This window comes from Citrobacter sp. CK180 (assembly GCF_030333655.1).
Taxonomy (GTDB): Bacteria; Pseudomonadota; Gammaproteobacteria; order Enterobacterales; family Enterobacteriaceae; genus Citrobacter_B; species Citrobacter_B koseri.
On the sequence record NZ_JAOWFM010000035.1, the window covers coordinates 59,805 to 73,336 of the forward strand.

12 protein-coding genes and 1 tRNA gene are annotated in these 13,532 nt (G+C 55.3%); 1 reads left to right on the forward strand and 12 read right to left on the reverse strand.

Annotation, left to right across the window (positions count from 1 at the left end; translation table 11 throughout):
• Positions 1–122 precede the first annotated feature (122 nt).
• The 11 genes from purA to nnr form a co-directional block, all read right to left on the reverse strand.
• The gene (purA, locus tag OGV50_RS05375) at positions 123–1,421 is read right to left on the reverse strand and encodes an adenylosuccinate synthase (RefSeq protein WP_012134433.1); all 1,299 of its coding nucleotides are present in this window, start codon (positions 1,419–1,421) and stop codon (positions 123–125) included.
• Positions 1,422–1,523: 102 nt separating this feature from the next.
• Entirely contained in the window at positions 1,524–1,721 is a 198-nt protein-coding gene (locus tag OGV50_RS05380; RefSeq protein ID WP_024130795.1) for a DUF2065 domain-containing protein, read from the reverse strand.
• Between the two features lie 82 nt (positions 1,722–1,803).
• Complete coding sequence (hflC, locus tag OGV50_RS05385) at positions 1,804–2,808, reverse strand: protease modulator HflC (protein WP_012134436.1); 1,005 nt, start codon at positions 2,806–2,808, stop codon at positions 1,804–1,806.
• 2 nt (positions 2,809–2,810) lie between these two features.
• Complete coding sequence (gene hflK, locus OGV50_RS05390; RefSeq protein ID WP_012134437.1) at positions 2,811–4,067, reverse strand: FtsH protease activity modulator HflK; 1,257 nt, start codon at positions 4,065–4,067, stop codon at positions 2,811–2,813.
• Between the two features lie 92 nt (positions 4,068–4,159).
• The gene (hflX, locus tag OGV50_RS05395; RefSeq protein ID WP_047459460.1) at positions 4,160–5,440 is read right to left on the reverse strand and encodes a ribosome rescue GTPase HflX; all 1,281 of its coding nucleotides are present in this window, start codon (positions 5,438–5,440) and stop codon (positions 4,160–4,162) included.
• A 73-nt stretch (positions 5,441–5,513) separates the two neighbouring features.
• Entirely contained in the window at positions 5,514–5,822 is a 309-nt protein-coding gene (gene hfq, locus OGV50_RS05400; RefSeq protein WP_012134439.1) for an RNA chaperone Hfq, read from the reverse strand.
• Positions 5,823–5,906: 84 nt separating this feature from the next.
• Positions 5,907–6,857: a tRNA (adenosine(37)-N6)-dimethylallyltransferase MiaA gene (gene miaA / locus OGV50_RS05405; RefSeq protein ID WP_047459461.1), complete on the reverse strand. Its 951-nt coding sequence runs from the start codon at positions 6,855–6,857 to the stop codon at positions 5,907–5,909.
• Positions 6,850–8,709 (reverse strand): DNA mismatch repair endonuclease MutL, encoded by a 1,860-nt coding sequence (mutL, locus tag OGV50_RS05410; RefSeq protein WP_200091168.1) that lies wholly within the window; start codon positions 8,707–8,709, stop codon positions 6,850–6,852. Before mutL ends, miaA begins: the two co-directional genes overlap by 8 nt.
• Before the next feature lie 9 nt (positions 8,710–8,718).
• Positions 8,719–10,050 carry an N-acetylmuramoyl-L-alanine amidase AmiB gene (amiB, locus tag OGV50_RS05415; RefSeq protein WP_200091160.1) on the reverse strand — a complete coding sequence of 444 codons (1,332 nt, stop codon included), beginning with the start codon at positions 10,048–10,050 and terminating at the stop codon, positions 8,719–8,721.
• A 16-nt stretch (positions 10,051–10,066) separates the two neighbouring features.
• The gene (gene tsaE, locus OGV50_RS05420) at positions 10,067–10,528 is read right to left on the reverse strand and encodes a tRNA (adenosine(37)-N6)-threonylcarbamoyltransferase complex ATPase subunit type 1 TsaE (RefSeq protein WP_012134443.1); all 462 of its coding nucleotides are present in this window, start codon (positions 10,526–10,528) and stop codon (positions 10,067–10,069) included.
• Complete coding sequence (gene nnr / locus OGV50_RS05425) at positions 10,500–12,047, reverse strand: bifunctional ADP-dependent NAD(P)H-hydrate dehydratase/NAD(P)H-hydrate epimerase (RefSeq protein WP_200091152.1); 1,548 nt, start codon at positions 12,045–12,047, stop codon at positions 10,500–10,502. Before nnr ends, tsaE begins: the two co-directional genes overlap by 29 nt.
• On the opposite strand from nnr, the gene queG reads away from it, so the two are divergent.
• Positions 12,046–13,185, forward strand: a complete 1,140-nt coding sequence (queG, locus tag OGV50_RS05430; protein WP_049009166.1) for a tRNA epoxyqueuosine(34) reductase QueG — start codon at positions 12,046–12,048, stop codon at positions 13,183–13,185. The genes nnr and queG overlap by 2 nt on opposite strands.
• Positions 13,186–13,454: 269 nt before the next feature.
• Here queG and OGV50_RS05435 read toward each other — a convergent pair.
• Positions 13,455–13,530, reverse strand: a tRNA-Gly gene (locus OGV50_RS05435).
• Positions 13,531–13,532 lie beyond the last annotated feature (2 nt).

Here is a 13,532-nt window from a genome sequence, read left to right on the forward strand (position 1 = left end):
GAAAAAAGCGAGGATCTTACGCTGTATTAAGCCGGATGGCGGCGAAAAGCGCCTTATCCGGCCTACAGTGTGAACAGGTCTGATAAGCGCAGCACCATCAGGCACTGCGCCATGACCCTAAATTATGCGTCAAACGGGTCACGCAGAATCATCGTTTCAGTACGATCCGGGCCGGTAGAAATAATATCAATCGGCACGCCGGTCAGTTCTTCGATACGTTTGATGTAGTTCAGCGCCGCCTGCGGCAGGCCGCTGCGATCCTTCACGCCAAAGGTGGACTCAGACCAACCCGGCATGGTTTCGTAGATCGGCTCGATGCCTTCCCAGTCATCCGCTGCCAGCGGTGTGGTGGTCACTTCACGGCCATCCGGCATACGGTAAGCCACGCAGATTTTCACCTCTTCCAGACCGTCCAGCACGTCCAGTTTGGTCAGGCAGAAGCCAGACAGGGAGTTGATCTGCACCGCACGGCGCACAGCAACGGAGTCCAGCCAGCCGGTACGACGACGACGACCGGTGGTGGCACCGTATTCGTTACCCTGCTTGCACAGGAACTCGCCGGTGTCATCAAACAGCTCAGTCGGGAACGGACCCGCGCCCACGCGAGTGGAGTAAGCTTTGATGATACCCAGAACGTAGTCCACATAACGCGGCCCCAGGCCAGAACCGGTCGCTACGCCACCCGCAGTGGTGTTAGAGGAGGTAACGTACGGATAAGTACCGTGGTCGATATCCAGCAGCGTACCCTGCGCGCCTTCGAACATGACGAAATCGCCGCGCTTACGCGCCTGGTCCAGCAGATCGGAAACATCAACAACCATAGAGGTCAGGATGTCGGCGATTGCCATCACATCATCCAGCACTTTCTGGTAGTCAACGGCTTCCACTTTGTAGAAATTCACCAGCTGGAAGTTGTGATATTCCATCACTTCTTTCAGTTTTACAGCGAAGGTAGCTTTATCGAACAGATCGCCAACGCGCAGACCGCGACGAGCCACTTTGTCTTCATAAGCCGGGCCAATACCACGACCGGTGGTGCCGATCGCTTTCGCGCCACGCGCTTTCTCACGCGCGTTATCCAGCGCAACGTGATAATCAAGGATCAGCGGACAGGCTTCAGACAGCAGCAGGCGCTCACGGACAGGGATACCACGGTCTTCCAGTCCTTTCATCTCTTTCATCAGCGCAGCCGGAGACAGCACAACGCCGTTACCGATGATGCTGGTAACATTCTCACGAAGAATACCTGATGGAATAAGATGGAGGACGGTTTTTTCACCGTTGATTACGAGAGTATGGCCTGCGTTGTGACCGCCCTGGTAGCGTACAACATATTTAGCCCGTTCAGTCAGAAGATCGACGATCTTTCCTTTACCTTCGTCACCCCATTGGGTGCCCAGTACGACGACGTTGTTACCCATTTTTCAAAATCACCGTTTGCTTAAAAATGGATTCTACCATCGCTTTTTCAGATATACAGCACTTTTTGCATGCTAAGATCGGCAAATACGACTACTTTTTGATCAGCCAATCGTTTTCCTCAACATGTAGTAGACAACAACTCCGGCAACCACAAGACCGCCGCCAAAACGACGTAAAACATTTTCCGGCAGTTGCGTCATGGCAGAGATCATTTTCTTCCAGGCGCGGGGATACAGCATCGGGCCTAAACCTTCCAGTACCAAAACGAGGGCAAGCGCCAGCCAGATAGTTGAATTCATCCATCGTCCTTATATAAAAAGAAAACCACCGCCTCCCTGAGGATGCCGGTGGTTTTGTTCATCTAAAACCGTTGATACGATTTTAACGTGTTGCCGTATTCGGTGTCTTCATGTAACGGAAGAAATCGCTGTCCGGGCTCATGATCATCACGTCCTGATTGCCTTCGAAGCTCTTCTCGTAAGCACGCAGGCTACGGATGAAGGCGTAGAAGTCCGGGTCCTGACTGAAGGCATCGGCAAACAGTTTCGCGGCTTCGGCATCACCTTCACCACGCGAAATGCGGCCCTGACGCTCGGCTTCCGCCAGCGTTCTGGTCACTTCATAGTCGGCGGTCGCGCGCAGTTTCTCCGCTTCTTCCTGACCCTGTGAACGGTGACGACGGGCTACCGCTTCACGCTCGGCGCGCATACGGTTGTAAATCGCCTCGGATACTTCGGTCGGCAGGTTGATCTGCTTGATACGCACATCCACCACTTCGATACCTAACGCCGCCATACTGTTCGGGTTGATCACCGGCACTTTGCCATTGGTTTCTGCCGCAACGCGTTCAGCTGCTTCGGCAATCGCGCTATCCGCCGCCGGAGTCGCCACTTCATCTTCCGTTCCCGCAGAACCGGAGTTCAGCGCGTCACGCACTTCCAGCGTTAAACGGCCACGGGAATCGGTCACGATGTCTTTCACATCCAGACGACCAATCTCAGAGCGCAAACGGTCAGAGAACTTACGTTTCAGCAGCACTTCGGCCTGAGAAACATCGCCGCCGCCTGTCGCCAGGTAGTAACGGCTGAAATCGCTGATGCGCCATTTGATGTAGGAGTCAACGATCAGGTCTTTTTTCTCTTTGGTTACAAAGCGATCGGCCTGGTTGTCCATCGTCTGGATACGCGCATCAAGCGTTTTCACCGACTCAATGAACGGGATCTTAAAGTGCAGGCCCGGCTCATAAACCAGCGGTTTGTTTTCATCGTCACGCAGAACTTTACCGAAACGCAGCGTAATTCCGCGCTCGCCTTCTTTGACAACAAAGACAGACATGTACAGCACTACCAGCACGATGATGATAATCGCAATAACTGACTTACGCATCGTTATTCCCCCTGACGCTGGTAGTCGTTACGCTGCGCGTTAGCGCGGCGTTGGTCCATAATATCGCCCTGACTGGTGGACGAGGTATTGCTTGCTCCGCTCGTGCTGGACGATGAAGCCGGCGGCAGACGCAGCAGATTGTTACCCGTGCTGTCTTTTGCCGCAGGCGCGTTAGCGCCTTTCAGCATCTGATCCAATGGCAGAACCATCAGATTGCCACCTTTGTCGTTGACCAGAACTTTACGCGTATGGCTCAACACTTTTTCCATCGTCTCGATATACAGACGCTCGCGAGTAATCTCTGGTGCGGCTTTATATTCCGGCAGAATTTTAGCGAAGCGAGCCACTTCACCCTGCGCTTCCAGGATGGTTTGGGTTCTGTATGCACGCGCTTCTTCAAGAATACGCTGCGCCTGACCGTTCGCACGCGGCTGAACTTCGTTGGTGTACGCTTCCGCTTCACGGATGTATTGCTGTTCGTTCTCACGCGCCGCGATAGCATCGTCAAACGCCGCTTTTACCTCTTCCGGCGGACGCGCTGCCTGGAAGTTGACGTCCAGCAGGGTAATACCCATGTTGTACGGACGAATGGTCTCTTCCAGTTCACGCTGGGTATCGCTACGAATAACGGTACGACCCTCCGTCAGAATGCGGTCCATCGTGTATTTACCGATAACCCCACGCAGGGCGCTGTCGGTCGCCTGACGCAGACTGTCATCCGCGCTGGTCACGCTGAACAGATAACGTTGCGGATCGGTCACACGGTACTGCACGTTCATCTCAACGCGCACAACGTTTTCATCAGAAGTCAGCATCACACCGGACGCCGCCAGTTCGCGAACCGCTTCCACGTTCACCGGGGTAACTTCATCGATAAACGTCGGCTTCCAGTTCAGACCCGGCTCAACCAGGTGGCTGAATTTACCGAAGCGTGTCACCACGCCGCGTTCCGCTTCTTTGATGGTGTAGAAACCGCTGGCAGCCCAGATAATGACGATCGCTGCCGCTGCGATGGTAACGACACGACCTCCGATATGCGGGCGCGGCCCCTGCGATGAACTACCACCGCCAGAGCCTGTACCTTTACCGCCACCCAGACCACCGAGCTTTTTACTCAGTTTGCGGAAGATATCATCAAGATCAGGTGGCCCCTGATCGCGACCACCTTTGTTTCCATTTCCCTCAGAGTTGCCGCCAGGTTTGCTGCTTCCCCACGGGTCGCGGTCTTGTCCGTTATTACCGGGCTGATTCCACGCCATGTTTGTGCTCCATATTTGTTATGCGGTGATCCCCGTTGTCTTTCGACGAGAGGGATAAGGCGAAATTACTCCATGCTCCAGACGAGCCGCCATTAGATCACATAGTCGATCAACGCCGGTTCTTGTTTACAGAGGCGACGCCAGTCGACAATCGGCATGCGAACCTGCAAACTTACGCTGCCGTCCTCCTCCATCCACTCTTTTTCTATTGCCTGAAGTTGGTAAAACCGGCTTCTCAGACGCCCTTCCTGCGGCGGCAAACGCAACGTATGCTGCGCCACCTCGCCGGAAAGCCGCTCCGTCAAAGCCTGAAAAAGCTGTGGTATCCCAACCCCTGTTTGCGCAGAAAGCCAGACACGGATTGGTTTGTTCTCTTCATCCCTGTCGATACGCGGTTCAAAATCGTCCAGCATATCGATCTTATTCATCACCATCAGGGTTGGGATCTCGTGAGCGTCGATCTCTTCGAGAACCGTATCCACTGCGTCGATGTTTTCCTGTACGCGCACATCAGCGGCATCAACAACGTGTAACAAGAGCGTGGCCTGCCGGGTTTCCTGCAAGGTCGCTTTAAACGCTGCCACCAGATCGTGCGGTAAATGACGGATAAACCCTACGGTATCCGCCAGTACGGTTTCCCCCACATCTGCGACATCGATACGGCGCAGCGTCGGGTCCAGGGTCGCAAACAGTTGGTCTGCGGCATACACCCTGGCTTCAGTAATCTGATTGAAAAGGGTGGATTTACCGGCGTTGGTATATCCCACCAGCGAGACCGTCGGGACATCCGCTTTTATACGCGACTGCCGCCCCTGCTCACGTTGCTTCTCAACTTTTTCCAGGCGCGACTGTATTTGCACAATACGATTACGCAGCAAACGACGGTCGGTTTCGAGCTGGGTTTCACCCGGACCGCGCAAACCAATCCCGCCTTTCTGCCTTTCAAGGTGGGTCCAGCCACGAACCAGACGCGTGGCCAGATGACGCAACTGCGCCAGTTCAACCTGCAACTTACCTTCGTGGGTACGTGCACGCTGAGCAAAAATATCTAAAATAAGACCGGTTCTGTCGATCACGCGACATTCACACAAACGTTCCAGGTTACGCTCCTGGGCCGGGCTTAAAGCATGATCGAAAAGCACGACCGCAGCGTTAGACGCTTTCACGGCTTCCGCAATTTCAACTGCCTTACCTTCACCTACAAAGTACTTCGGGTGCGGTGCTTTACGGCTACCGGTAATCACCTGCATTGCTTCGACACCGGCGGAAGAGACCAGAGACTCAAACTCCTGGAGGTCTTCCATATCTTTGTCTTGCGAAAAATAGATGTGTACCAGTACCGCCTGCTCACCGGCATCATAACGGTCAAACAAGCGTCAACCCCTCGATATATATCAGCGGGGAACGCAGGTTCCCTGGCTCCCCGTGTGTAAAACAGCCAAAACCTTATTCGGTTTCTTCGCTGTCCTGTTGCGCAGAAGTGCCCTGCGCGCTGCTACCGTGATGGTAGTTACTGCTGGTGCCGCCACCGGCATTGTTACTGTGATGAGAAACCGGGCGAGACGGGACAACAGTAGAAATCGCGTGCTTGTAAACCATCTGGCTGACCGTGTTTTTCAACAGGATCACGAATTGATCAAAAGACTCGATTTGACCTTGCAGCTTAATACCATTCACCAAATAAATAGAAACTGGAACACGTTCCCGACGCAGTGCGTTCAGGAACGGATCTTGTAAAGATTGCCCCTTAGCCATTCTCTCTTTTCCTTATATGCTTATTTGTACTTTGAACCTTTCGATTCTGAAAAATTGCGCACGATACGTCTCAATTGTACACATTCAGTTCGCGATAGCACCAACAACCTGCAATACTTCGTTTCGCGCCTGGTCAGGCTTTTCACTGTCAAGCCAGCGTACTCCTTCCCAACCACGCAACCAGGTTACCTGACGCTTCGCCAACTGCCTCGTGGCGCAAACACCTCTATAAACCATTTCATCATATGAAATTTCGCCTTCAATGTATGACCACATCTGGCGGTATCCCACACAACGAATGGAAGGCAAGTCCGTATGCAAATCTCCACGGGCAAAAAGCGCCCGAACTTCTGCTTCAAAACCTGAAGCCAACATCTGATGAAAACGCTGCTCAATTCGCTGATGGAGCAGTTCACGGCTCGCCGGGGCGATGGCGAACTGATGCACCTGATACGGTAGAGCGTCTCCTGACGTTTGCGTCAGTTCCGTTAAAGTTTTACCCGAAATGAAAAAAACTTCCAGTGCCCGGGAAAGTCTTTGCGGATCATTTGGATGAATCCGTGCGGCAGCGACCGGATCAATATCCTGAAGCTGTCGGTGCAACGCATCCCATCCCTGCTCTGCCGCCTGTTGCTCAATTCGGGCTCTGATCTCAGGTTCCGCCGACGGTAAGGGCGAAAGTCCTTCCAGCAACGCCTTGAAATACAACATGGTGCCGCCCACTAACAGCGGAATACGCCCCGCCGCAGTAATCTCCGCCATCTCCGCTAACGCATCGCGGCGAAAATCCGCTGCTGAGTACGCTTGCGCTGGATCGAGAATATCCAGCAATCGGTGCGGAGCGGCCTTTAACTCTGAAGCTGTCGGCTTCGCCGTACCGATGTCCATCCCCCGATAAATAAGGGCGGAATCAACGCTTATCAACTCTACTGGCAAAACTTTACGCAATTCAATTGCTAACGCCGTCTTGCCGGAGGCCGTCGGCCCCATCAAAAAAATCGCCTTTGGCAGGCTCGCCTTACTTACATCACTCATGTTTCAGGGCGTTCATCACCGAATGTAAATCAACAGGTTGTAACAGACCACCCGGCGGCGCCTTCACGAGTTGCGGACATAGCCGCTCTACATCAGCCAACAGCGTAATGGCCTGCGCCATCGTCCACTGTGGATGTTCACTCATCAAATTCCGCGCAATCCACTGTGCAATATTGCCCGCGTCAAACGCTGACTGCTGCGCGAGGTAGCCTATCAGTTCAGGAATCAAGATTTGTAAATTTTGTTGGCGTAAGGGTAAAGGCACTGCACGAATGGTCACATGCTGCGCATCTGACTGGAATTCAATCCCCAGATCCGTCAGTGGTGTTTGCGCTTTTTCCAGCGCGGATTTCTCCTCCGCCGACACTTTTAAGCGCAGCGGAATCAACAACGGCTGGGCGCAGACCGGCGTCTGCCCCGGCGTCAGTTGGGCCTGACGCAGCCAGCGTTCCGCCACGGGCAGCGCCAGCAGGTGGATATTGCCGTCACGCTCAAGCAGTGCGCAATCCGCGCCGACAATGGTCAGCACGCGACCGAAACTCTGGCTATGCCCTGCCAGTGACGGCGCTGCCGTTTCTGCTTCCGGTGCAAGCGCCGGTTGTCGCGGAGCGGGCGTCTGTAACAGCTGGCGGTACACTTCGCCCTGCTGTTTCTGGTAGCCCGGCTGGGCATGCGGCCAACTGGCAGCAGGCTGACGTCCGCCGGTTGCCCCTAACGACGTGGAATAGCGCGGCGCGGCGGGTTCCCGCGCAGAGGCCGGTTCAGCGAAATGATTACGCCCGGCCGCCACGCGGTTTTCCGGGATGTGACGCGGCGCAGGATCTTCTTCCGCCAGCGGCAGCGGCGCATCAAGCTGCTGCTGTAGCACGCTCAATACGCCCTGATAGATGAAATCATGCACCAGCCGCGACTGGTGGAAACGCACCTCATGTTTCGCCGGATGCACGTTCACATCCACCTGATGCGGGTCAATCTCCAGATACAGCACAAATGCCGGTTGCCGATCGCCGCCCAGTTTGTCTTCACAGGCCTGACGAATCGCATGATTGATTAACCGGTCGCGCATCATGCGGCCGTTCACGTAGCAGTACTGGATTTCCGCCAGCGCCGCCGTAGTATGGTGAGGATCGGCCACCCAGCCGCGCAGCGTCAGATCGCCGTGCTGCCATTCAATCGCCAACGCCTGTTCCAGAAACGGTGCGCCGCAAATCGCGCCTAATCGACGCTCCTTCTGCCCGTCCTGCGCAACCGCGCGGTACTGGCGCACCATTTTACCGTTGTGCGACAAATTAAGGGTGACGTCGAAGCGCGCCAGCGCAATGCGGCGGATAATTTCGTCAATGTGATTGAACTCGGTTTTCTCGGTGCGCATAAACTTGCGCCGTGCCGGCGTGTTGTAGAACAAGTCCAGCACCTCCAGCGTGGTGCCGACCGGATGCGCCGCCGGTTTTACCGTCACGTCCATATCACGCCCTTCGGCATAGGCCTGCCAGGCTTCCGCCTGTTCCGCGGTACGTGACGTGAGGGTTAAACGCGAAACCGAGCTGATACTTGCCAGCGCTTCGCCGCGAAATCCGAGACTGATAATCGCTTCGAGATCGTCAAGCGAGGCGATTTTACTGGTGGCATGGCGGGCCAGCGCCAGCGCCAGCTCGTCTTTTTTAATTCCGCAGCCATTATCGCGAATACGAATAAGCTTTGCGCCGCCGCGTTCGATATCAATATCGATCCGCGTCGCCCCTGCATCAAGGCTGTTTTCCACCAGCTCTTTCACAACCGACGCAGGTCGCTCTACCACCTCACCTGCGGCAATTTGGTTCGCCAGTTGCGGCGGTAGAACCTGAATCGGCATGTAAAATCCTTAGTTAATCAACGACTCACCCGGCGACACCGCGCTGGCCGTTTGCGCCGGAGCACTCTGCGGCCCGGATTGCACCGGATGCGCCTGGAAGTAGTTACGCAACCCTTGGTAAATCGCCTCTGCCAGCTGCTGCTGATAAGCATCGCTTGCCAGCAAACGTTCTTCGCCGCTGTTGCTGATAAAGCCCGTTTCAACCAGCACCGAGGGGATATCCGGGGAACGCAACACGCCGAGGCTGGCGTGTTCAGGGCGACGCTTATGCAGCGAACCAATGCGCTGCAACTGACCTAACATGTTTGTCGCCACATCATACCCTACGCGCTGGGAATGACCGAATTGCAAATCCAGCACCGCCTGGCTTAAGTAGGGGTCAGCCTGACTGTTCGCCAGCACATCGCCCGCGCCGCCCAGCAGCTCAGACTGCTTCTCATGTTCTTCCAGCCAGTTCGCCATTTCGCTGTTGGCGCGCCGGTTTGACAGCACCCATACCGAGGCGCCCGTCGCGTTGCGGTTTGGCGCGGCATCCGCATGAATGGAGACGAGGAAATTGGCGTTCTGCTTACGCGCCACGTCGGAGCGCCCCATCACGGAGATGAAATAATCCCCGTCGCGGGTCAATACGCCTTTGAACATCGGATCGTTATTCAACAGCGTGCGCAGCTTACGGGCGATAGCAATCGTCACGTTTTTCTCCCGCGTCCCGCCGGGGCCAATAGCGCCGGGGTCTTGCCCGCCGTGACCGGCATCAATGGCGATCACCACTTTGTCGCCGTTACTGGATGTCGTCCGCGCTGCCGGGCGCGTTACCGTATTGCTGCTGGTGACAGCGGTAGCGCGATCCTGGTTTGTTTTAAACGGATTTCGCGCAGGTTCAGTCGGACGCGGAGTGACCACCGGCGTCTCAACGCGTTTTGCGACGACAGGCGGTGGAGGTGGCGGCGGAGGCGTATCGGCGTTGATGGTAAAGACCACGGTATAGTTACCGCCGCTCTGTCGTTTCACGGCCTCGGTTTTACCGTTCTCCGTCAGATCGACAACCAACCGCAGCGACTGCGCGTCTTTCGCCGTACCGGAGCGAATCGCTTTTACCAGGTTGTTGCCGCTAAACTGCAACGGCAGTCCCTGAATCACGCCGGTCTGTTTGATATCCAGCGCGACGGTACGTTTACCTTCTTGCGAAAACGCGTAATCAGGATCGCCGATAAAACTGAACGTAATCCGCGCCTGCCGATCGCCGTTAGATACCTGAATATCGGAGAGACTGGCGGCTCCCGCCTGCGCGCACAGCAGGACCAGCGTTGCCACCACCCAATTTCTGATGCGATAAATCATCCCGCCACCCTTAAGGTTAACCGGCCAAACGCGCCAGCAACAAATCACCTGATGAGGAGACAGCACTAATGCGCGCCTCACGACCTTGCGCCTGGTAATCTATGTGTATTTCGACATCCGGGTCAGGCAGTACACCTTTACCTTGTTGCGGCCATTCCACCAGGCAAATGGCATCGTTGGCAAAATAATCACGGATCCCCATAAATTCCAGCTCCTCAGGGTCCGCAAGTCGGTATAAATCGAAGTGATACACCATTAAGTTATCGAGCGTATAGGGCTCAACCAGCGTGTAGGTCGGGCTTTTCACATTGCCTTTGTGGCCCAACGCCTGTAGAAATCCCCGGCTGAAGGTGGTTTTTCCCGCCCCCAGGTCGCCGTACAAATAGATGACGGTCGCACCGTCACAGGCTTTCGCTACGCGTAGTCCCAGGTCTAAAGTCGCCTGCTCGTCAGGTAGCGGAATTACTCGATTCATCATGGTTTACGTCAATCACATCAGGGTTAACAATACGCTGTAGCGTAGAAAAGAGATCGGTTGCCAGCATGCCGCGGGCGCCATAACGCGCCGCTAAAACATCCGCCGCCGCACCGTGGGCAACACATCCCGCACACGCTGCATCATACGGGGAAAACTTCTGTCCAAGCAATGCGCCAATAATGCCGGAAAGCACATCGCCCATTCCACCGCTGGCCATCCCGGCATTACCGGCATCAATAATGCCCAACGCATGCGATTGGGCGGCGACGACCGTTCCCGCACCTTTCAGCACCGCCACGCCGCCATACCGTTTTACCAGACGACGTGCTGAAAGTAAGCGATCACTTTCAATTTCTGCGACAGAACAACCCAGTAGCCGCGCGGCTTCCCCCGGATGCGGCGTGATCACGCGATTGTGACGTTTATCGGGATTGATTGCCAGCAGGTTCAGCGCATCCGCATCCCAGAGCATCGGTTTGCGAAAATTCTCAGCTTTCTGTAGCGCTTTTTTACCCCATTCCTGCTGTCCGAGCCCGGGGCCTATCACCACCACGTCCGCCCATTGCAGGCTGTCATCAAGAGATTGAGGCGTCAGTTCATGCACCATCAGTTCGGGACGGGCGGTCAGCAACGGCGCGATATTTTCGCTGCGCGTCAGCACCCGCACTAATCCCGCTCCGGCACGCAGCGCCGCTTCGCCGGTCATACGTATCGCTCCCGCCGTCCCGTGGTCGCCGCCAATAATGACCAGCCGACCATGATCGCCTTTATGCGACGTCGGGCGGCGTGGTGTCAGCCAGTGGGAAAGTTGCGAAGCCGCAAAGCGCTGGATACGAACTTCTTGTCCTGCCAGCCAGCTTTCCAGCCCCAGCGCGTCAAAGTGCAGCGCTCCCACGACATCCCGCGCTTTGCCCGTCAGTAAACCGGGTTTCAGCGCAACGAAGGTAACGGTATGCGCGGCATTCATCACCGCTCCAGGCGTGGTGCCCGTTTGCGCCAGCAAACCGGAAGGGATATCAATAGCCACCACCGGCGCTGGATGGCTGTTCGCTCGTTCAATAAGCGTAGAGAGGGAGGTGCGCGGAGCCTGCGTCAGGCCGGTCCCCAGCAGGGCGTCAATAATCACATCAATATGATCCGGCCAGATGATATCCGACGCATGAATGACGCCCCCGGCATTGAGCCACGCCTCGCGCGCCTGCGCTGCCTCTTCAGGAAGCGGCTTATCGATCTCCTGCGCCAGTAGCGTCACCTCAATACCTGCGGCTTTCGCCAGCCTCGCCACCACGTAGCCGTCGCCGCCATTATTACCGTGACCGCAAAGCACCAGCCAGCGCCGGGAATCGGGGTACGCGTCGCGTGCAACCTGAAATGCGGCTTCCCCCGCCCGCAGCATCAGCTCATACAGCGTCAGCCCTAAGCTGTCCGCCGCCTCGCGTTCCGCCCGTTTGATCTCATCGGCGGGCCAGATGGAGTGTGGTATACTTGCGGGGTTTTTCTTCATTGTATGGTCCGTCATGTCAGAGCCCCTCGATCTCAATCAGTTAGCGCAAAATATTAAACAGTGGGGGCTGGAACTGGGCTTTCAGCAGGTCGGTATTACCGATACCGATCTCAGCGCCAGCGAACCCAAATTACAGGCATGGCTGGATAAACAATACCACGGCGAAATGGACTGGATGGCTCGCCACGGAATGATGCGCGCCCGCCCTCACGAATTATTGCCCGGCACGCTGCGCGTCATCAGTGTGCGCATGAATTATCTGCCTGCCAATGCCGCTTTCGCCAGTACCCTAAAAAATCCCTCTCTGGGCTACGTCAGCCGTTATGCGCTGGGCCGTGATTACCATAAGCTGTTACGTAACCGTCTCAAAAAACTCGGCGAGAGGATTCAGCAGCACTGCGTTTCGCTGAATTTTAGACCGTTTGTCGATTCTGCGCCCATTCTGGAACGTCCGCTGGCTGAAAAAGCCGGGCTTGGCTGGACAGGTAAGCACTCACTAATCCTTAACCGCGAAGCCGGTTCGTTCTTTTTTCTGGGGGAGTTGTTAATTGATTTGCCTCTCCCCATTGATACGCCAGTTGAAGAAGGCTGCGGGAAATGCGTTGCCTGTCTGACCATCTGCCCGACTGGCGCAATCGTCGAGCCCTACACGGTGGATGCGCGCCGCTGCATCTCCTATCTCACGATTGAGCTGGAGGGGGCGATACCAGAAGCGCTTCGGCCATTAATGGGCAACCGGATTTACGGCTGCGACGATTGTCAGCTTATCTGCCCGTGGAACCGCTACTCGCAACTGACCGATGAAGAAGATTTCAGTCCCCGCAAGCATCTTCACGCGCCAGAGCTGATTGAACTGTTTGGCTGGAGCGAAGCCTGGTTTTTAAAAGTTACGGAAGGATCGGCGATTCGCCGCATTGGTCACTTACGCTGGCTGCGAAATATTGCCGTCGCGTTAGGCAATGCGCCCTGGGATAACGCCGTAATTACCGCCCTGGAAAGTCGCCGGGGTGAGCACCCACTTCTCGATGAACACATAGAGTGGGCGATTGCGCAGCAAATTGAGAAGCGAAATGCCTGCGTGGTGGAGGTGCAATTACCGAAGAAACAACGCCTGGTCAGGGTCATTGAAAAGGGACTGCCGCGCGACGCCTGAGTCATCCACAGCTTGTGTATAAAAATAAAAAGACATTGCGATTCAAGAGGGAAAAAATCGTCAAGTGATCGCATTAACATTTCGAAATGATAATTAATCTATCAATTTCAATAAGTTACAAAGTTACTATTCACCAGGCGAAGTTTTTTGTATTCCAGGAATAATGCCTGGACCTGTGGATAAGTCTGTTTACAAGAGTGTTTCAGAGGCAAAATAAAAGGTCCCCAACGTGAAAATACGCTGTGGATAATTTTATGGAGATAAGAATTTGGAGCGGGAAACGAGACTCGAACTCGCGACCCCGACCTTGGCAAGGTCGTGCTCTACCAACTGAGCTATTCCCGCTT

What these genes read in the sequence shown, in the direction of transcription:
- nnr (WP_200091152.1), bottom strand. Translation starts at nt 12,047, where the DNA reads ATGACGGACCATACAATGAAGAAAAACCCCGCAAGTATACCACACTCC.
- OGV50_RS05380 (WP_024130795.1), bottom strand. Translation starts at nt 1,721, where the DNA reads ATGAATTCAACTATCTGGCTGGCGCTTGCCCTCGTTTTGGTACTGGAA.
- purA (WP_012134433.1), bottom strand. Translation starts at nt 1,421, where the DNA reads ATGGGTAACAACGTCGTCGTACTGGGCACCCAATGGGGTGACGAAGGT.
- tsaE (WP_012134443.1), bottom strand. Translation starts at nt 10,528, where the DNA reads ATGATGAATCGAGTAATTCCGCTACCTGACGAGCAGGCGACTTTAGAC.
- hfq (WP_012134439.1), bottom strand. Translation starts at nt 5,822, where the DNA reads ATGGCTAAGGGGCAATCTTTACAAGATCCGTTCCTGAACGCACTGCGT.
- mutL (WP_200091168.1), bottom strand. Translation starts at nt 8,709, where the DNA reads ATGCCGATTCAGGTTCTACCGCCGCAACTGGCGAACCAAATTGCCGCA.
- hflC (WP_012134436.1), bottom strand. Translation starts at nt 2,808, where the DNA reads ATGCGTAAGTCAGTTATTGCGATTATCATCATCGTGCTGGTAGTGCTG.
- queG (WP_049009166.1), top strand. Translation starts at nt 12,046, where the DNA reads ATGTCAGAGCCCCTCGATCTCAATCAGTTAGCGCAAAATATTAAACAG.
- amiB (WP_200091160.1), bottom strand. Translation starts at nt 10,050, where the DNA reads ATGATTTATCGCATCAGAAATTGGGTGGTGGCAACGCTGGTCCTGCTG.
- hflK (WP_012134437.1), bottom strand. Translation starts at nt 4,067, where the DNA reads ATGGCGTGGAATCAGCCCGGTAATAACGGACAAGACCGCGACCCGTGG.
- miaA (WP_047459461.1), bottom strand. Translation starts at nt 6,857, where the DNA reads ATGAGTGATGTAAGTAAGGCGAGCCTGCCAAAGGCGATTTTTTTGATG.